General features: G+C 59.9%; 15 protein-coding genes. 3 read left to right on the top strand and 12 right to left on the bottom strand.

The window, feature by feature from the left end; all coding sequences use genetic code 11:
• Window positions 1-59: 59 nt before the first annotated feature.
• Window positions 60-668: a hypothetical protein gene (locus tag C7436_RS14480; RefSeq protein ID WP_023011753.1), complete on the bottom strand. Its 609-nt coding sequence runs from the start codon at window positions 666-668 to the stop codon at window positions 60-62.
• A 239-nt stretch (window positions 669-907) separates the two neighbouring features.
• Here C7436_RS14480 and C7436_RS14475 point away from each other — a divergent pair, with 239 nt between their 5' ends.
• The gene (locus C7436_RS14475; protein ID WP_121208246.1) at window positions 908-1,273 is read left to right on the top strand and encodes a hypothetical protein; all 366 of its coding nucleotides are present in this window, start codon (window positions 908-910) and stop codon (window positions 1,271-1,273) included.
• A 13-nt stretch (window positions 1,274-1,286) separates the two neighbouring features.
• Here C7436_RS14475 and C7436_RS14470 read toward each other — a convergent pair whose 3' ends face one another.
• Window positions 1,287-4,034 (bottom strand): ATP-binding protein, encoded by a 2,748-nt coding sequence (locus C7436_RS14470; protein ID WP_410110933.1) that lies wholly within the window; start codon window positions 4,032-4,034, stop codon window positions 1,287-1,289.
• Window positions 4,035-4,151: 117 nt separating this feature from the next.
• Here C7436_RS14470 and C7436_RS14465 point away from each other — a divergent pair, with 117 nt between their 5' ends.
• Window positions 4,152-4,385, top strand: a complete 234-nt coding sequence (locus C7436_RS14465; RefSeq protein WP_011784044.1) for a DUF2789 domain-containing protein — start codon at window positions 4,152-4,154, stop codon at window positions 4,383-4,385.
• A 9-nt stretch (window positions 4,386-4,394) separates the two neighbouring features.
• Here C7436_RS14465 and C7436_RS14460 read toward each other — a convergent pair whose 3' ends face one another.
• From C7436_RS14460 to C7436_RS14430, 7 genes are all read right to left on the bottom strand, one after another.
• The gene (locus C7436_RS14460) at window positions 4,395-5,780 is read right to left on the bottom strand and encodes a GGDEF domain-containing protein (protein WP_121208244.1); all 1,386 of its coding nucleotides are present in this window, start codon (window positions 5,778-5,780) and stop codon (window positions 4,395-4,397) included.
• A gap of 11 nt (window positions 5,781-5,791) precedes the next feature.
• On the bottom strand, window positions 5,792-6,766 hold the full coding sequence (gene xerC / locus C7436_RS14455) for a tyrosine recombinase XerC (RefSeq protein ID WP_011784042.1): 975 nt from the start codon (window positions 6,764-6,766) through the stop codon (window positions 5,792-5,794).
• Window positions 6,763-7,512 (bottom strand): DUF484 family protein, encoded by a 750-nt coding sequence (locus C7436_RS14450; RefSeq protein WP_011784041.1) that lies wholly within the window; start codon window positions 7,510-7,512, stop codon window positions 6,763-6,765. The genes xerC and C7436_RS14450 overlap by 4 nt, the downstream gene beginning before the upstream one ends.
• An 18-nt stretch (window positions 7,513-7,530) precedes the next feature.
• On the bottom strand, window positions 7,531-8,457 hold the full coding sequence (gene dapF, locus C7436_RS14445; protein ID WP_031209911.1) for a diaminopimelate epimerase: 927 nt from the start codon (window positions 8,455-8,457) through the stop codon (window positions 7,531-7,533).
• A 14-nt stretch (window positions 8,458-8,471) separates the two neighbouring features.
• Window positions 8,472-9,722 (bottom strand): diaminopimelate decarboxylase, encoded by a 1,251-nt coding sequence (lysA, locus tag C7436_RS14440; RefSeq protein WP_011784039.1) that lies wholly within the window; start codon window positions 9,720-9,722, stop codon window positions 8,472-8,474.
• Window positions 9,723-9,757: 35 nt separating this feature from the next.
• The gene (gene lptM / locus C7436_RS14435; RefSeq protein WP_022992130.1) at window positions 9,758-9,952 is read right to left on the bottom strand and encodes an LPS translocon maturation chaperone LptM; all 195 of its coding nucleotides are present in this window, start codon (window positions 9,950-9,952) and stop codon (window positions 9,758-9,760) included.
• A 71-nt stretch (window positions 9,953-10,023) separates the two neighbouring features.
• Window positions 10,024-12,873, bottom strand: coding sequence for a class I adenylate cyclase (locus tag C7436_RS14430; protein WP_121208243.1), 2,850 nt, complete (start codon window positions 12,871-12,873; stop codon window positions 10,024-10,026).
• A gap of 127 nt (window positions 12,874-13,000) precedes the next feature.
• Here C7436_RS14430 and C7436_RS14425 point away from each other — a divergent pair, with 127 nt between their 5' ends.
• A complete protein-coding gene (locus C7436_RS14425; RefSeq protein WP_121208242.1) occupies window positions 13,001-15,445 on the top strand; it encodes an EAL domain-containing protein in 2,445 nt (814 codons plus the stop codon).
• 72 nt (window positions 15,446-15,517) lie between these two features.
• Here C7436_RS14425 and C7436_RS14420 read toward each other — a convergent pair whose 3' ends face one another.
• The 3 genes from C7436_RS14420 to argH all read right to left on the bottom strand — a co-directional run bounded on the left by C7436_RS14420 (window position 15,518) and on the right by argH (window position 19,775).
• Window positions 15,518-16,120, bottom strand: a complete 603-nt coding sequence (locus C7436_RS14420) for a DUF2931 family protein (protein ID WP_121208241.1) — start codon at window positions 16,118-16,120, stop codon at window positions 15,518-15,520.
• Window positions 16,120-18,222 (bottom strand): T6SS phospholipase effector Tle1-like catalytic domain-containing protein, encoded by a 2,103-nt coding sequence (locus C7436_RS14415; RefSeq protein WP_228198149.1) that lies wholly within the window; start codon window positions 18,220-18,222, stop codon window positions 16,120-16,122. The genes C7436_RS14420 and C7436_RS14415 overlap by 1 nt, the downstream gene beginning before the upstream one ends.
• Before the next feature lie 143 nt (window positions 18,223-18,365).
• The gene (gene argH / locus C7436_RS14410) at window positions 18,366-19,775 is read right to left on the bottom strand and encodes an argininosuccinate lyase (RefSeq protein WP_121208240.1); all 1,410 of its coding nucleotides are present in this window, start codon (window positions 19,773-19,775) and stop codon (window positions 18,366-18,368) included.
• Between the last annotated feature and the right edge of the window lie 3 nt (window positions 19,776-19,778).

The raw sequence follows: 19,778 nt of genomic DNA, 5'->3' as shown, positions 1-19,778 counted from the left end.
CAGGCAGGACAAGCAGAATGCACAGCAACCAGTACGGCGAGCGAGTACTCACGATCCCGTCAAGAGGTCTGTTTTTTGTCATCGTCGGCCAGTGACAGATGGGAGGTATCCGGCACAACCGGTGGGGGGAGATCCCGTTTTATACCCAGATCACTGCCGGCCGGAGCCAGTGTCCAGTCATCAAGATGCTCAAACATCGGTGCCTCAGCCTCCTGATGCTCAACCAGAGTCACCCCGACCGGGTCCAGGCTCAGGCCGGAACCGGCCAGAATATCATCCACCTTTTCGCCGGCCACTGGCAGGCGATCGCCCGGTTCAACGGCTGGAGTGTTACCGGATTTCGCTTCCGGTTGCGCCGGCTTTGGTGCCGGAGACTGTGGCGGGACCGGCTGTGAGGCCGGAGTCTGAGCAGAGGGCGCCGGTGCTGGTCTGGCCGGCTCGGCTCCGGGCATCGGCTGTGCATACGCCACCATTCCGTGTTTTTTCAGCACCGCCAGATACTTCTCGGCCTGAACCTGCTCAAGCTTGTTACGAATGACGACCGGTTGCCCACTGAACATGCGGTCCAGCTGCTCGACGCTGGCCTTGAACAGGGCCCGGGCATTGTTGCGAGCGGTTTCCAGATCGGTGCCTGGTGTGCACTCTCCTTTGAACACGAGCTGGTACATGGCTATCCCTCTGCTTTTACAACAACTGTTGGTCAATGATAGCTGAAATCACAGGCCACAACAGGCATTAACCAACGCCGGGCCTTACCATCCGGAAATCATTTCAGCATTGCAAACAATTGAAAAATCCAGCTTCCACAGGAGGAAAAGTAAGCCACACTCTGCAACAATCAACTGTAACCAAACTTTACACTTGGTTACACTAACAAGAATCGCAGATTACGTTCCGGGAGCCTCACATGCGCACCAATATTACCGCCCTTCTCTCTGGTCTGGTGCTCGGCTTGTCATCGGCGCAGGTATCCGCCGAAAACCTGGATGTATTGATGAGCCAGGTTTTTCAGGCCAATGAAGCCACCTACATCGGCTATGAAAGCATCGAGCGCGAGGACATTCCCGCCCGGGCCAGCGTAGACCGGAAATACCTGATTGTGGATTTCCGCTTTCCGAACCGACAGCCGGCCGCCGAACAACTCCAGGCCAGCGTACACAAAGTGTGCATGACCCTGCTGAAAGATCGTGAACTGATCCGCTCGCTGTCGGATTCCGGCTACGACATGGTGGCCGTGGCCTTTGACCGCCAGTCCCAGTTTGACTGCCTCTAGCCTGTAGCCCGGGCTATTCCTGTCCCAGTAGGCGGGGGAATGCATCCAGGGCGGTATTCACCGCGTCCAGATTAAAGGCTTCCACATCCGCCAGCAGCTTCTCACCGTAGCGCGTGACCGACGATGAGCGGTGCCGCTGCCCCCATTCGATAATGCGCACGGCGAAATCCTTCATCTGTTCCGGGTCGCCGCTCTCGCGCACTTCCTGCCATTCATTACCGAAGTCTTCAGCCAGTTTTTCCCGCAGCCAGCCCCGCTCATGCATGCTCATGGTCTGGGCCAGCAGGCGCTCGGATTCCTCCGGCGCGCCATCGTCATCAGCCTGCTCCACCGTCGCTTCTACCCTGGGCAGTACCACCTTGAACGTCGAGCCCACATTGGCCTCACTTTTCACGGTCAGTCTGCCGCCCATCATTTCCACCAGTTTACGGCTGATCGCAAGCCCCAGCCCGGTACCGCCATAACGCCGGGAACTCTGGCCTTCCTGCTGCTCGAAGGCTTCAAAAATGCGCTCCTGCTGGTCCGGGGCTATGCCGATACCGGTGTCAGCTACGGTCACCACCAGCCGGTAGTAACAAACCTCGGAATCGGCATCCGCCGGCTCGCCCAGCGGCTTGGCCACCGCTCGCACGGTAACCCCGCCCTCGTGGGTGAATTTGATGGCATTGCCCACCAGATTAAACAGCACCTGTCGCAAGCGGGTTTCGTCCAGCATCATCGCCGAGGGCATACCCGACCCCACGCTCACTTCCAGGGTAATGCCCTGCTCCGTCGCCCGCAGGTCAAAGATGTGGCGGACATCACTGAGCAGCCGGCGCACGGACACAGGGCCGAAATCCAGGCGCATCTTGCCGGCCTCGATCCGCGACAGGTCCAGAATGTCATTGATCAGCATCAGGAGGCTTCGACTGCCCGCCCGGATGGCATTGAGGTAATTGCGCTGCTGAGGATCTGTGACTGAATTGTAGAGCAGATCGCTGTAGCCAATCACCGCGTTCATAGGCGTTCGGATTTCATGGGACATGTTGGCCAGGAATTCGCTCTTGGCACGGCTCGCAGCCTCCGCTTCCCGAGCCAGCCGCTCCGCCTCAAGCTTGGCAGCACGGAGTTCATCCTCACTCCGGCGCAGCGCGTTCTCGGACCGGATTCGCCCATCCACTTCCAGTGAAAGTTTGCGGTTCCAGTACAGGAAGATCAGCACCACCACTATGGCTATCAGAATGATCCGCCGAACCACGGTGTAATCGGCTTCCTGTTCGATATCCAGGTGAATCCAGCGATTATAGATGGCTTCGGTTTCGGACGTCGGCAGACTGCCCAGCGCCTTGTTCAGAATGCGGTGGAGCTCAGGCTGGGCCGGGCTGACCGCCAGTCTCAGATCGTACTGGTAAGGGGTAATACTGGTGATCCTCAGGTTCGACAGACCGAGCCGTGCCACCGTGTAGCTTACCGCCGGGATATGCGTCACCATCACATCCAGATCGCCGTTGGAAAGCGCAAGCAGCCCGTCTTCCACGGTCTGCTGGGGATAGAGGTCGAGATTCGGATGATTGATCAGCAGATAGTCATGACTGGCCTGGCGGTTTACCACGCCGACCCGTTCATCCCGAAGTTCACGCAGGTCTCCGATAAAGCGACCGGTGTCGCGGATCGCCAGCGCAATGGGCACGTTGACATAGGCCCGGGTGAACAGGAATTCCTGCTCGGTACGAGGCGTGCGGGACATGCCGGGAAGCACGTCCAGCTCACCGGATTTCAGTTTTTCCTCGGCACCGGCCCGACTGTCTACCGTCACTCGCTGGAAGCGAATCCCCAGATCCTTCTCCAGCCGGCTGAGCAAGTCGGCGACCAGCCCCGTGGGCCGGCCATCCTGTTCAAACTCGAACGGCGGCCAGTCCGGCCTCAGTCCGACGGTAATCTCCGAGTTACTGGCCAGCCATTCCAGTTCACCGGCGGTCAGGGCCACGTTTCGGGTCTCGACTTCGGGCAGCTCCCCCGCCAACCAGGACTGGCGAATATTGCGATGTTCCTGATGGGTCAGTGACGATACCGTGCGATCAAACACCCGAAACATGCGCTCCTGTTCAATGGGAACCTGCAGCACCACATCCACAGGTCGCCGATCCAGCAACACCGCCAGCCCGACACCGTTGATCATCGCCGATTCGAGGTAGTCAGACACCACCGGAACCGGCCCGAGAAAAGCATCTGCCTCGCCCGACATAACCCGGCTGACGGCCTCACCCAGGCTGGAAACCGGTACCGGCGTAAAGCTTTCCACCGGGTCCAGCAGCGGAAACTGATTGGGGTCGTCGCCGACAATGACAACCTTCGCTGCCTCCAGATCAGACAGAGTCCGGATTGCCGGGTCGCCGGCATTCACAAACACGCCGTAGGTGAGTGACATCAAGGGCGCTGTGTGTCGCACGCCGGGAATAACCGGGGCGCCGGGCAGTCGGGTGGTCAGGATCAGGTCCGGCTCTGGCCGCTCAGTGCCCAGCATCTGGTTCATCAGAAAGGGCTCAATGGGCAATCCCAGCTTGGAGGACAGGCGGTTGAGGTAGTCCACCCAGATGCCCGCCATGCGCCCCTCCCCGGTATCGAACACCAGCGGCACCTGGGTATGCCTGACCCCCACATTGAAGCCATCCTGTTCTGCCAGCCAACGCAGATCTTCAACGCCCAGTACGGGCGCCGGCGAATTCTGGGGTGGATCCGCCAACACGGCCCCTTGAAAAAGCAGCAACAGGAGGCAAAACATGAACTGTGAACGAGACTTCACTGGATATCCTCGGCGGGTCCACTACATTTCAGGAAAACCATACCTGCAAACGGGCAGGATTGCATTTTGCCAATGAGCTGATGGAGGTACGTAACCATGGACACCAGCAAACACAGCCTGAGCACCCTGTTCGAACAACTGGGTCTGCCCTCCGGTCAATCGGAAGTCGAGCATTTCATCGCCCGACATTCACCATTACCCAGTGAAGTCGCTATCCAGGATGCGCCCTTCTGGTCAGAGAGCCAGTCCCATTTTCTGGAGGAAGGGCTGGAAGACGACAGCGACTGGGCGGAGGTGATTGATGAACTGGATGCCCTGCTAAGGCACTGATTGGCTGCGTCAGAGCACCGACACCCGATTTCGGCCCTCATCCTTGGCCTGATAGAGGGCCCGATCAGCCCGGTCAAACACCGACTCTTCGGTGTCGTCGTCCTGAAAACCGGTCAGCCCCGCTGAAAAGGTAATGCTTACCGGCTCGCCGCTGAAATGGAACGGCAGGCCAGATACATGTTCGCGCAGGGAATCCAATACCTTGCGGGCTTCATCTGTGGTCGTTTCCGGCAGAAGCACCACAAACTCCTCGCCACCGAACCGGGCGATAAAATCCGTCGACCGCAGGCGAGTGCTCATCTCCCGGGCCACCAACTGCAGCACGCGATCCCCTGCCTTGTGGCCATAGGAATCGTTGATGCGCTTGAACAGATCCACGTCCAGCACAGCCACCGTGAGCGGGTGCCGGTAGCGCAACCAGCGATTGTATTCAAACGACAGCCGCTCCTGCCAGGCTTCACGGTTGGGCAGCTGGGTGAGCAGATCGGTCAGGGCTCGCTGACGCTCTTCACGCACCTGGGCCTGCATCTGTTCCGAATGGGCCTCCATGGCCGCGACTTTCTCCTGCATGGCTTCCAGTTGGTTCGCCAGCAGTTTTTCACGCTCGCTTTCCGACGTCCGGAACCGCTCCAGCGCACTGCCAATAAATTCCAGGCGTTGACTGACCGACTGCTTCAAAGCTTGAATATCCTCGCTGGCGCGGATGTCATCCCCCACCTTGTCCAGCTCGGCACGGATTTCCCGGTCCAGCGTTGCTGTGGCGTCCTGCCGGCCAGTCTGGACATCGCTCTGCTGGGCAAAATGCTCCCGTAACGCCTGCAAGCGCTCATCCAAGCGTTTCAGGAAGGCCTCGAATTCGCGCTGGCTGCGGGTGATGGCGGCGATCACCAGGTCGGCGACCCGGTTCAGCCCCTCCCGGAGCACTTCCCAGTCGTTGCTGGTCAGCAAGGTCTGCTGTAATTCCCGGGCTTCTGCTTCTGCGGCCGGCTCCAGGGAAGCCTGTTGCAACAGTTGCCCCAGTAACTGGCCGATGCGGCGTGCAATTCTCAGTCGCTGTGTGGTATCCGCCAGATCCACACCTTCTGCCGGGGCTTGCGGTTCCGGTGTGGGCGACACAGCCTGAGGCCCGGCCTGCTCGTCCAGCAGGGTAATCTGCCGGTCAATCTGGTCCTGCAGCTCCCGCCAATGCTGCAGGTTGATCTGCTTCTTACGGATATCCTCCCGCAACCGACCCAACAATTCGTCCAGCTCCGGTCGCTGTCCTTCAGAGGCCAGACTGGTTCGTACCAGCATTCTTTCCAGCAGATTACGTTCGGATTCCCACTGTTTTTCCCGATGCTCTGCTTCTTCCAGTTCCCTGAGATATTTCTCTTTCCAGGAATCTTCAGATGCCATGAACTACTCCCTTACTGGCCGGCACGATGCTCTTCCTCTTCACACCCTGTGCGATCGGTCGTTCGGCGGCGCGCCCGGGGATGGCTCTGATCATAAACCCGGGCAAGATGTTGAAAGTCAAGATGAGTATAGACCTGGGTTGTGGCAATGTCCGCATGACCCAGCAATTCCTGAACCGCGCGCAGGTCGCCACTGGATTCCAGCATGTGACTGGCAAAGGAATGCCTGAGCAGGTGGGGGTGCAAACGCTGGTCCGCGCCGTGCAGAATACCCCAGCGAGACAGGCGACTCTGGATACTGCGCCGGCTCAGACGGGTACCTCGCTGGCTGACAAACAGTGCCTTCTCACCCTCGGTGACCAGTGCCCGCCGGCAGGACAACCACTGTTGCAACGCCGCCACGGCCTTACGGCCGACCGGCAGCACGCGCTCCTTGTTACCTTTACCGAGAACGCGGATTTCTGGGCCCTTCAGATCCAGAGCCGACAGATCGGCCCCGGCCAGCTCCGCCAGCCGAAGGCCGGAGGAATACATAAGCTCGAACATGGCCAGATCACGGATTTCGAGGGGGTCTTCGGGGGTGGCATCCAGTAACTGGCCAATCTGATCAACATCCGCAACGCGGGGCAAACGCCGACCACTTTTCGGCGCCCTGATGTCCAGAGCCGGATTATCGATGGCAAGCCCTTCGCGAAGCAGATACTGGTAGAAACGCCGAATCGACGACAGGTGCCGGGCAATGCTGCGTCCGCTCAGCCCATCCCGGCTGAGCCGGGCTACGTAGCGCCGAACATCGTGGGCAGACAGCTCTGACCAGTCGTTGAGGCCGTTATCTGCAAGCCAGGCGACCAGCCGCTGAAGGTCGCGCTGATAGTGTTCGCAGGTACGGGGTGAATGCCGTTTCTCGGATTGCAGATGACGAATGAAGCCGGTCAGCGCCGCCAATTGGCTCGCTGATCCTTTGTGGTCACTCGCCGCCACGCTCACCCCTGGCCGGTCTCCGCGGTCAGATCCGTCACCGGAGCGCCGGTACCATGGCGCTTGAGCATGGGCGGCAAAAGCCGGCTCAGGGTGTCACTGATGTAGCTCAGGAACAGCGAGCCCATGCTCTGATCAAAGTAACCGGGTTCACAACTGCCGACAGCAAACACACCCACCAGACCTTCGTGGCGCAGGGGCACAAGGGCAACGGAGGCGATGGGCTCGTCACGGTCCGGGAACAGGAATTCACGCTCATTCTCGCGGAACTGGCCACAAACGGCCCGCTCCCCTTCCAGCAGGCTTCCCAACCGTTCGCGTGCCGCGGCCGCATCCACCATATGCAGGGCACCCTGTGACTGAAGCTGACCGGTTTCACTGAACAGAAGTACCGACGCGGCATCCAGACCAAAATCACCCCGGATACTGTCATCAATGGCAGCCGCCATATCCTGCAGGTTACGGGCTTCAATCACCTGCATCAGCAGGCGTTTGCTTTTCTCGAACAACCGGTCGTTGTGGCGGGCGATGGACACCAGTTCCACCAGCTCCCGGCGTAACGTGTCCCGCTGTTCCCGGAACAGGTGCACCTGACGCTCCACCAGGGAAATCGCCCGGCCGCTGTCATGGGGCAGAGTCAAACTGCGCAGCAGCTCGTCCTGGCCGATAAAAAAGTCCGGATTGGCCCTCAGATATTCTGCGACCTGTTCCCTGGTGAGTTCGCCGGCCTTCTGGCGGGCCGTTTGTTCTGTCATCGTGTTCTCCTGATCGGTTCAGGCCCCGTTTTTATGAGGTCGGGTGTTCGGGCGGGCACTCCTGCGGCGCCGGGGCTGGGGTTCGCCAGGCAGCCGCAACTGGCCTTCAAATACCGTGGTTGCAGGACCTTCCATCATAACAGGGGTACCTTCCCCCTGCCATTCAATGACCAGCCTGCCGCCACGCAACTCGACTTCGACCCGGCTGTCCAGCAAGCCGCGGAGACAACCGGCCACCACCGCTGCACAGGCACCGCTGCCGCAGGCGAGTGTTTCGCCGGAGCCCCGTTCAAACACCCGCAACCGGGCATGGCGGCGATCAATCACCTGCAGAAAACCAATGTTGGCCTTGGCCGGAAACCGGGGATGCTTTTCCAACTGCGGGCCAAGGCTTTCCACCGGCGCCGTATCGACATTGTCCACCACCAGCACTCCGTGGGGATTACCCATGGAGATGGCTGACAGCTCGACCGTCTGACCATTCACGTCGACGGTATACACATCCTTGCGCTGATCTGCCGCAAAGGGGATCGCGGGGGGGTTGAGCTCCGGCACCCCCATGTTGACCGCTACCAGGCCATCCCGACCCACTTTGAGCTCAATCACACCCTTGGCAGTCTGGACCCGGATAACACGCTTGTTGGTCAGGCGCTGATCGCGCACAAAGCGGGCGAAGCAGCGGGCGCCGTTGCCGCACTGTTCCACCTCCGAGCCATCGGCATTGAAAATACGGTAGCGAAAATCCACATCCGGCAGCCCCGGCGGCTCCACCACCAGCAGCTGATCAAAACCGATCCCGAAATTGCGATCCGCCAGTTCCCGGATGGTGTCCGGGGCCAGCCGGAATGGCTGGCTGATGGCGTCGACCACCATGAAGTCGTTACCCAGCCCGTGCATCTTGGTAAAGCGCAGGACCGGACCCTGGCCACGTCGTTGCTGAGACATCTCGTTCCCCCCGCTCATTCCGGCAGGCAACTTTCCGGCGCCAGCTGGTCGTCCAGAGTCTCCCGGCGCCGAACCACATGCACCTGATCTCCGTCCACCATCAACTCCGGGGGCCGGTTGCGGGTGTTGTAGTTAGAGGCCATAACAAATCCGTAGGCCCCGGCCGAGCGCACCGCCAGCAAATCGCCGGCTTTCAGGCGCAGAGCGCGATCCTTGCCGAGGAAATCGCCGGTTTCGCACACCGGGCCCACCAGGTCCCAGGGCCTTTCCTCACTGTCCTGATGGGGCTGAACCGGAATAATGGCCTGCCAGGCACTGTAGAGTGCCGGCCGGATCAGATCATTCATGGCCGCATCGATGATGGCGAAATTCCGGTGTTCGGTGCACTTCAGGAATTCCACCCGGGTCACCAGAATGCCCGCATTCGCGGCAATGGAGCGGCCCGGCTCGAGCACCAGTTCCAGCTCCCGATCACCCATGCGTTCATTAAGGGCTTTCACATAATCTGCCGGTTGCGGCGGGGTTTCCTGGTTGTAGGTCACACCCAGACCGCCCCCCATATCCAGATGGCGGATACGGATGCCCTGCTCTGCCAGGGTGTCGATCAGAGAAAGCACCCGGCCCAGGGCATCCAGGAACGGCGAAACCGACGTCAGCTGTGAGCCGATGTGGCAGTCCACCCCGTGGATATCCAGGTTGGGCAGGCTGGCCGCCCGGGCATAGACTGCCGGCGCCTCGGCGATATCGATGCCGAACTTGTTTTCCTTCAGGCCGGTCGAGATATAAGGATGAGTGCCCGCATCCACGTCCGGATTCACTCGCAGGGAAATGGGCGCTTTCACTCCCAGTTCGCCAGCCACCTTGTTCAGGCGATCAAGCTCGGTGTCGGATTCGACATTGAAACAGCGAACGCCGGCCTCCAGGGCCCGCTTCATTTCCCATTCCTGCTTGCCAACGCCGGAAAAAACCACTTTACCGGCATCCCCGCCGGCACGAAGCACACGTTCAAGCTCTCCGGCCGAGACTATGTCAAAACCGGCCCCCAGACGAGCCAGCACATTGAGCACGGCCAGATTGCTGTTCGCCTTGACCGCATAACACACCAGATGAGGGCGATTCTTCAGGGCCTCATCGTAAGCACGGTAATGGCGCTCCAGCGTCGCCCGGGAATAGATGTAGGCTGGCGTACCAAAGCGCTCGGCGATATCGGCAACGGCAACGTCTTCGGCGTAGAGTTCGCCGTTACGGTAATTGAAGTGATCCATGCTGTTCCTGAAAGCTTAAGGTCGGGTGGTCTGGCTCAGGGCTGTTCATTGTCCTCATCGGCATTTTCGCCCGCCTCCGCAGCTGCCTCGGTGTCACCAGTCTGCGATGGTACGGCGTCGGGCACCGGCGCGTTCCGGTACAGCGGCCCTTTCTGGCCACAACCGGATACCATCAAAACCACAAACACCGAGAGCGCGACGGCCAGGCGGCGCACAAGCCCAAGCTGCATACCCAATCCCCTGAGTGAATAATGGCCGAAGTATACCCGACACCCGGGCCGCACCGCGAGGATTCACATGTTCAGGACAGGTGCTGGTTTAGGGCATCTTCCAACTGCGCCCGGTAGAACAGGTACTGGCTGGTCTGGATATCGCGCTGATACAGCTGTGGATCGAGATCGTGGGGCAGATGCAGGTCAGTCAGATACACCGGATAGGGGTCCGGACTCTGCCGCAGGGAGCGGATGTAATGGGCCACCGCCGGAATCAACCGGTCGCCATATTCCTGCACGGTAAACTCCTGATCGTTGCAATACAGATCAAAGCGCAGAATGCTGTCACCCTGTTGCACGCCCACCGCCTGCACTTCGAGGCCGGACAAGGGCATTCCGGCGACCAGTTCTGGCCGCGGATCGGCCAGCCATCGGCCATCCCTGCGTACCAGTTCGTAACACCGGATACCGGCGACCGGCTCCAGATTATCTGCCTGGCGCAACTGCCGGCGCTCAATAACACTGTCCAGAAATCGCAATAACGGTGCCAGTAGATGACGGCGTTGCTGGGCCTTCAGCTGGCGATGCCACAGACTGCCATACTCATCCACCACCCAGAGCTGGCCCTGGTCTCCCTGCAGCTGCCAGAATACCTGGATGTTACCGGCTTCGGAGGCTTCACATACCGCTTTCAAAAGGGGAGCATCCTGCAAAGCATAGCGATCCGGCACCACCGGCAGAAAACTGTCCTGGGGCTGGAACAAGGCATCCATCAATGCCGCGCGGCTATCCAGGGCAACAAACCCCGGCTCCTGGCCATTGAACTGGAGCAGAAAATAACGCTGATCCATCTCGATGATATAACGCAAGGGATGGGGGCCGGTGCCGCCTGCAAAAAACTGTCGGAGCACATCGGCAAACAACTCACTCACACGCCGGGCAATGGCCTGTCCGTGCCCCCGGCTGGGCGCCATCACTCGGATATCCGGCAATTCCGCAGGGTTGATCGCCACCTGAGCGAGCACATTCTTCAAACACTGGATCAGGGTATCCCCAGCCGCGTAATGCTGCAGACTGACTTCGTGCCAGCTGTTCAGGGTAATCTGGTCGATGGTCACCACCAGGTTGTCCCGGGCCCCACTGAACCCGAGCGAGTCGTTGCGGGCGCTGAGTTTATGCAGCCCCCGCTCGGTCAGATGAGCCTGTGGGTCCACCGCCACATTCAGCAGCAACAGGTTGCGTAACGGCCGTACTGCACGGGACAGGGCCTGCCGGGGTGCCGGGGGCATAGGCACCGGCAGGAAACCAGCCAGCACATCCAGTATTTCCTTCAACTCGCTGACCGACGCCACGCTCTGGCCCGCTCGCACATTCAACCGTGTACTGCGACTGAGCAGCCCGTTGCAGTAACACCAGACAAGCAACTCAGCCAGGTTGCCGGCGCGGCGAATAACCGGCTGCCAGAAGGCGTCGGACGGATCTTCAAGATCCCGGTACAACAACCAGCCGTCTCCGGCTGCCCCCTGTTCACTGCGATGGTGAAACGACAGATTCTCTTCTGCCAGCGAGGGCACCAGCCCAGGATTGATCAGCTCGACCTTACCGGCCTTGCGCTGGAAGGCGGCATAGAGCTTGCGGCCCAGCAGGTTGATGTCATTGGCGCTGATCGACGCCTGTGCATCCTGTTCCCGGGCCAATCTGGCCAGCAAGCGGTAACTGTGGGTAAGCTCGGCAACCACCCGCCGGCGTAACCCCATCACTTCCTCGGCACACCAGCGCTGACGATCGTCCAGCCTGCCCAGATCCTCCGATGACCAGCCCCAGCCTTCAACCAGGCTGCGCAACAACTCGACCCGCCAGGGGTCACCTACCATACCCGCCCGGCTGAGCGGCAAGCCGGATTTCAGGTACAGGCTTCGGCGCACCAGCTCCAGCCGATCTGCGCCGTCACGGGCCAGCAACCACTGCTCCAGTCTCTGGTACAAAAGCACGTAGGGGTCCAGGGCATCGGCGCTAATCACACCATTGTGAACCGCCTGCTTGAAGCTGGCCGAGAGCAGTGGTCGCTCCCGGTCGGTGGCGTAACATTCAATCAACAGCAGCTTGAGGATGGCTTTCCAGGGCGCATCGATTCCTTTGTAGAGCTGCCAGATGCCAGCGCCAGGCAGTTCTGCGGGAGGAATGTCCGGCACCGCGCCAAAGTCGATGTAATCCCTGGCCTGGATAAACCGACACTCCACCAGCTGTCGCCGGCAGTGGTCGTAATCGGCCTCCCGGTCTACCGGGATCAGCCACCACAACGGATATTGGCCGGCGAGGTGAATGCTGGTGCGGTAGAACTCATCCAGCAACAGAAAATGCTGGGCGCTGCCGCAGTTTTCCCCGGTGACTTCCACGCGCTGTCGCCCGGCCCGCCAATCGGCGGCAGAGAACACAAACACGTGCAGCTCCACCCCCAGGCCACCGGCCCATTCCGACAGTTTTTCGGCTTTTCGCTCCAGGCACCGAATGCCCGACGCCGGCAAATCCTGACGGTGGCAGAGCCAGACATCCAGATCACTGGCCACCGAGTGGCCGAGGGTGCCAGGGCTTCCCATCAGGAACAGACTGTCCAGATCAGGCTTTCGAGTGCCCTTGTCACGATAGTGAAAGCTACGGGCGTAACGGCGGGCCGCATCCAGCACTTCCGGGCCGGGCGTGTAACCATTGAAGCCGTCCGGGCAGTTACCATCCAGATAGCCAGGCAAGGCCGGATGGTTGCGGTGAAAAACCAGCGGCAACAACTCCAGCACCATCTGCTGCCGGTAGGTCAGAGCCGAGCACGCCCGCCGCCAGCGCTGCTCGTTAACCAGCAGAAACCGGTCCCGCAGGCGCCTGAGCGTCTTGCGGTCGATTCCATCCTCGAAATCGAGAACTATGGGCGCGGCGTGAACGGTCAAGAGAGCTCCGGCAAGAGGTTATTTTCGGCAAGATAGTCAGTATGATGAATGAATCGTGGCAAAACCTGTAAAAAAATAAAAGCACAGGCAGTGAACACGCTGCCAGCCCGAGCGAGGCACCCGAGCTGTGAAAGAGTTTCTGATTCAACGCTACCGGCCCGATCCGACGGGCCCCGTTATCCGGCCCACCCTGCTTCGGGTGGATGACGATGGCCGGATCATCCAGGCTGATCGCCATGCAGAAACCATGTTTGGCTACGACATCAGCGATCTGACCGGGCAGAAAGTCCAGCATATTCTGGCTTCCCGCCAGGACGATCCCTTCGCCCCCGCCCACCGACACCGGCTGGACAATGGCCAGACAGTGCTGGTGACGTTCCGCCACAAGGATGGCTTTTTCTTTACTGCCCTGCTCGGGCTGCGAATGGAGATCCGGGATTCAGACCAGGCCGCTACCGCCTCGATTACCCTCAGGGACAGCGATGCCATGGATAGCCGGATTCAACGACTGGCGGAACAGAGTGCCGGCTTTGGTCTCTGGGAACTGGACATGCCCAGCAACGAGATCAGCTGGTCCGAAGGTATGTACCGCCTGCTGGAACTCAAAGCCGGCAGCGAGCTGACACCGGAACAGGCGCTGTTTTATTGCCAGACAGGCCAGAACCGGGTACGAGCGATGTTCAGGCGCTGTATGCGCACCGGCCAGCCGTTCAGCATGGACCTGACCATTCTCACCAGCCGGCAACGGCCACAACGGGTTACTCTGGCCGGTCGTGCTCTGAAGAACGGCGGCCGGGTGCAAAAACTCGGCGGCGTGATGGTCAACCACAGCGAGGCCATGGTCCACGATCTGGAAAAACAACAGGCTCAGCAGATTCTTCAAGCCACGACCGCCGCATCCTCTGATCTGGTGGTAGCCATCGACACCGAGTTCAGACTGTTGCATTTCAACACCCCCTGGTGCCAGCAGTTTCAACACGCCTTTGACCTGACGCCAAAGACCGGAGACAACCTGCGCAGCCTTCTGAAGGACTTCCCCAATGAGCGGAGACTGATCGAACGGCTATGGCAACGGGCCTTCGACCGTGAGCATTTTGTGGCAGAAATGCCCCTGAACCGCCAGGGAGAGGGACTGCCGATTTACGAGTTTCACTTCCAGAGCATCCGCGGAGACCGGGGTGAGGTCACCGGGGCCGTTCATGTTGCACGGGATATCAGCAACCGGATCCAGCACACCAGCAACAGCGATTACCGCATGCGACACGATCCGGTCACCGGGCTGATGAATCGCCGTTCCTTCATCGAACACCTGGAACGGGCCATGGGCCATCGCCACAAACGCCAGAGCACCGACGGCCTGCTGTTTCTGGACCTGGACAACTTCGAACAGTTCAACGAGGACGCTGGCAGCGGCACCTGCGACCGCTACCTGCGGGAACTGGCCGCCATGCTCGGGCTGCGCGTACGACAGCGTGATGCCCTGGCACGACTGGCCGGCGATACCTTTGCGCTGTTCATCGAGAATTGCCCGGAACCCAGAGCGAGAAAGATCGCCGAGGAAATCCGCGAACAGATTGCCCAGTTCAAGTTTGAATGGCAGGGGCAAACGCTGCAGACCAGCACCAGCGGTGGTCTGCTGATTCTGGACAGTGAGTTGCCAGAGCGGGCCGACACGCTGCTCACACAGGCTGCAGACCTGTGCCATACCGCCAAGACCTCAGGCCGGAACCGGATCCACACTGCCCATGCGCTACCGGATGCCGCCGGCGATACCGGCACAGACAAGCAGATGGAACAGCTGCGCCAGGCTCTGGACCAGCATCGACTGATCCTTGAGTTCCAGGCCCTGAAGCCGGTGGCGAGTGTGACCTGGGGCGACCATATTGAAATACTGTGCCGCATTCCCGGCCAGGAACCGGACGACACCACACTCCTGCCCGGACAGTTCCTGCCCCTGGCCGAGCGCTTTGACCTGGCCAAACGGCTGGACCGTCAGGTCATTCGTCAGACCCTGGACTGGCTGGGGCAGCACCGACTGCTGGAACCAAGGCTGAAATACTGCGGCTTCAACCTGTCTCTGGCCTCGGTACTGGATGACACCTTTGCCGACTTCATGGAACAGCTACTGGCACCCTCACCGTTCCGGGCGGAGTGCTTCTGCCTGGAGATCCGGGAAGCCCATGCCACCCAGTATCCGGACGAAGTGGCCGTGCTCTGCGATGCCCTGCATCGAATCGGTTGCCGAGTGGCGTTGGAGGGCGCTGGCGCCTCGGTGGAAAGCTACAGTCTGGCCGCCCACCTGCCGGTGGATATCATCAAACTGGACAGACGGGTGATGGATCATCTGGAAGATGACCCGGTTCAGCAAGTAATGGTGGATGCCCTGCATCGTATTGCAGAAGCCGCAGGCAAGGAGACCGTTGCCACCTTTATCGAGAGCGACGAGACCCTGAGAAAGGTCCGTACCCTGGGCATCCATTTTGGCCAGGGTTACCGGTTATCAAGACCCCGACCGCTGGCGGAGCTGAAGCCGGTGGGGGTTGAGCTGAGTACGGGCTGGATCGGCGGCTAAGTTATGTTGAGGGCAGGCTTCGTTCTACCCCGACCTCACACTGGGTCACTTTAGAACCGCTTCCGCGGCCGCTTACCAGCCCTCCATAGGGACGCCGTGTTCCCTGAGGTAGTCACCGTGTTTTTCGAGATAATTTCTGGTGCCTACCTCAAAATCATCCGGGTCACCCGGCACTTCCGTCGCCTGCATCCGCATCACCTCGATCTCATTGCCAATCTGGTTCGAAATCCAGACCACCACGGTACCGCCGGGCGCCAGGCCAATGGTCAGGAGGTTCCGGGGGCCTGAGCGCACATCAACCTGCGTAACATAGGTTGCGGGCTCCCGCATTCGGTCCAGCAGGTCTTCCGGCACCTGAATGATCTTGGTGTAATATTTCTGCTCCGCGTAGGAAAACCACTTGACCAGAATCAGTTCCGGAAAGGGGTCAGCTCTGCCCCCAGGCCCGGTTGGGCCACGGGCACCCTTCCAGCAGCACCCCACCGTGCCTATCGGCTGGCGCCAGCTCCGCTCCCCCGACTTCTCCAGGAACATATCAGTCACCCACACTTCATAGTGCTGTGGCGCCGCTATCCTGATCATCCAAAGAGTGTCGTCCGCCTTCGACCACGCCGAACAGCCGCTGCCCAACAGGGCGATGGCCATGACTCCCATGGCCAGAATTTTCTGAATCATTAGTCGCCCTCTGTCTGTGGATACACCAGGCGCTCGCCTGAAGGTGCTGGTGCATTGGGATGAACCCCCTGCAACTTCGCAGGCAAGCCCGCCACCATGGTCTCAATAGCGTTGTAGTGCGCCGAGTAATGGATATAGCGCTGGAGCAACAGATGCTCATATTCAGTAGCCAGTGAGGGGGCATCGCTCCCTTGTTCAACTTGCTCTAGAATTTGTTGCAGGATGGGGATCAGTTCCTCTGGCAGGGTATTGTCGGTTTTTTTGGTATCGATATCTTGCAGCGGCACACCGCTATCGGTGGCCAACCGATGCATCAACCTCACGGCCACCTGCGAATACTCCCCCCGCACCTGGCGCAGCATCCGCAACACCAGTTCTACCCGGCCATCCTGGGCCGGGTGCTCGTGGCGCAGGGTGACAATATCCAGCCGGGCTGGCCCTTCCGGGCCCTGGTCTTTCGGCCATGCCTGCAATTGCTCGGATTGCCGTACCGGCAGATTATATGGGCCAATCCAGCCTGCCGCCTCTATCTGTTGCCGCTTGGCCTCCAGGTTATCCCATTGGAGGGTTTGGTCCGGCCTGCTCAGCCGGTCGCGAGGCACCTGTAACCTGAGGCTTAACAGCACGTCCTCTCGCTGGCTGTCGCCGTAGCCACCGCCAATATCGGAATGAACGCCCGGCAGGGAAATTTCCCGGAAGTTGGCCGGCAAGCTGCCGTCGCGGCTTCGCAGACTGTTCAGGGCAAAGTTCCTGCGGTGCTCATGGGCCGCGGTCAGGTGCACCGCCTGGCCCACCTTGCCTGGATCCAGGTACAACTCCACCGGGTGGTTGCGGTTGTTATGGGCCAACGCATCACCAGCAGCGAGGTTAACGATGGCGGCCACGGAGTCGAACAGCCCCACGAAGCGAATTTCTACCGTCTTCGGCCAGAGGATACCGCTGTCAGCCAGCATCTGGGCCAGCAGACCATTCTCCCCCTGATTTATCTCGTGTGCAGTATGGCGGCCAGCCGCCGCGCCCCGGCTGAAGCCGAACAGGTCCAACGTAAGTTTGTCGATGGGTTTGTCCAGACGGTCGGCGGGCAGGTTCTGCAAGACTTCTTTCACCCGCAAGGCCAGTTGCGAGAAAGCATAGTCCACCTGTGCGATAACGCCGGCCTCCCCCATGCCGGTGGCTGCGCTATACATCACATCATCCTCGCCAGTCTTGGTGCCAGCCCCAGGAGCATAAATTTTACGCCGGTAGGTGCTGGTACCCTCCTCCTCTTTTTCGTCTTCGACGTACAAATCCCAAAGCTTCGCCACATTGCTGGCCGCATTGGCGTAACTGTCGCCCAACATCAGACCCATCCGCCGCTCACACTCTTCCCGGCCGATGGTGTTATTTTCGTAGGGAATCAGGCACTCCTGCTCCAGCTGCTCAACGAAGGCCCGGGTATTGGCGGCGTTGTTCATGGTGCCATCGGTAAACAGGCCCACTTCCAGGTGTATCTTTGGGGCGGGTGCCTGAGAGGAGTCTGCCTTAGCGTCTTCGGTTGCGGATGCTGCAGACATCAACACGGGAGCCACCAGTGCGGAAGCCCCTAAGGGCAGGCTCAGCCGGCGGTCATCCACGCTACCTTGAGCCGCCCGCTCCCGGCGCTGACTCTGTCGGTAGTTCATTGAGAACATGTTCACTTCCAGCGACCCGACACCCCAGGATTCGGATTGGCGCAACTGCTCGCAGGTGATGCCACAGTTGTTCAGCTCTGCTACTGCACACTCAATCTCAGATGGAACGTTCAGCCAACTGCGGTCTAACCGCCACTGGCCTCCGGCAGGCAGACTGTTGTCTGGCCGCCAGGTCACCATCGGCGAGAAAGGCTTATTCCACTCCGAACAGACCAGCATCAGCTCGCCGTCTCTCACCGCACGGTGAACAGTTTCCGCTAGGTTCCGCCAGTCACCGGGGCCATGCCTGAACAGCGATAGCATGCTTGAACGAAGATGGTTGTCCTGCTCAACCAGGAGACGGGCCCTGTCAGCAGCAAAAAAGGGAGTTTCAACAAAGGGAATGTCGAGGGCCTTCAACTCTGAAGGCCTGACCAGTTTCATAAAGCTCATCGTCAGCGTCCTTGTTGACGGCAGCAAACAGGTAGAGATAGTCGGACAATCCTAGCCGATATTGTGTATTTATGACAAAACCGCGCTTTACGGTTTTGTCATAATTTTTTTTCTAAACTGACACGCCCATGACAGCCAATGGACTATGCCAGAGTTTTCCGAGCGCGGGCCACCGCTGCACGTACCTGGTTTGGCGCAGTGCCACCCAGATGATCACGGGCCTGCACGGAACCTTCCAGGGTCAGCACGTCGAACACATCCTCGCCGATCACATCGGAGAACTGTCGAAGTTCCTCCAGCGTCATGTCTGACAGGTCACGACCTTCGGCGACACCGAAAGCAACTGACTTGCCGACAATCTCATGGGCATCACGGAACGGCACGCCTTTCTTGACCAGGTAATCGGCCAGATCCGTGGCGGTGGAGAAGCCCCGCTTGGCGGCTACCCGCATGTTGTCGGCCTTGGCCCTGATGGCCGGGATCATGTCGGCGTAAGCCTTCAGGCAGCCCTTGATGGTATCGACCGTGTCGAACAGCGGCTCTTTGTCTTCCTGGTTGTCCTTGTTGTAGGCCAGCGGCTGGCTCTTCATCAGGGTCAGCAGGCTGATCAGATGGCCATTGACCCGGCCGGTCTTGCCACGCACCAGCTCGGGTACATCCGGGTTTTTCTTCTGGGGCATGATCGAGGAACCGGTGCAGAACCGGTCCGGCAGGTCGATGAAATCGAACTGGGCGGAGGTCCAGAGCACCAACTCTTCGCTGAACCGGGACAGGTGGGTCATCAGCAGCGCGGCGAAACTGCAGAATTCAATGGCGAAATCCCGGTCGGAGACCGAATCCAGGCTGTTTTCAGTGGGCCGGTCAAAGCCCAGCAGTTCGGCGGTCAGATTGCGGTCAATCGGGTAAGTGGTGCCGGCCAGGGCAGCAGCACCCAGAGGCATCACGTTCACCCGCTTGCGGCAATCCTGCAGACGATCGGCATCACGCACCAACATTTCGTACCAGGCCAGCAAATGGTGGCCAAAGGTAACCGGCTGGGCGGTCTGCAGGTGGGTAAAGCCGGGCATAATGGTGTCTGCCTCGCGCTCGGCCAGGTCCAGCAAGCCAGCCTGCAGACGGGCCAGTTCCTCGGCAATCACGTCGATTTCATCGCGCAGGTAGAGGCGGATATCGGTGGCGACCTGATCATTCCGGCTGCGGCCGGTATGCAGTTTCTTGCCGGTGATGCCGATGCGATCGGTGAGCCGGGCTTCGATGTTCATGTGCACATCTTCCAGGCTGACGGACCATTCGAAGCGGCCGGCTTCGATGTCTTCCTTCACGCCTTTCAGGCCGTCGATGATCTGGTCGCGCTCGGCCTCCGTCAGCACACCCACCTTCGCCAACATGGTGGCATGGGCGATGGAGCCGGTAATATCATGATGATACAGGCGCTGGTCGAAGCCCACCGAGGCGGTAAAGCGTTCAACAAAGGCATCGGTAGGCTCGCTGAAGCGGCCACCCCAGGGTTTTTCGGAGGATGTGGTCTGGTCAGACTTTTTCTGATCCGTCATGGT

This window comes from Marinobacter nauticus, assembly GCF_003634635.1.
Classification (GTDB): domain Bacteria; phylum Pseudomonadota; class Gammaproteobacteria; order Pseudomonadales; family Oleiphilaceae; genus Marinobacter; species Marinobacter nauticus.
The sequence above is the reverse complement of the archived record's forward strand: the minus strand, read 5'-3'. Positions and strand labels throughout refer to the sequence as shown.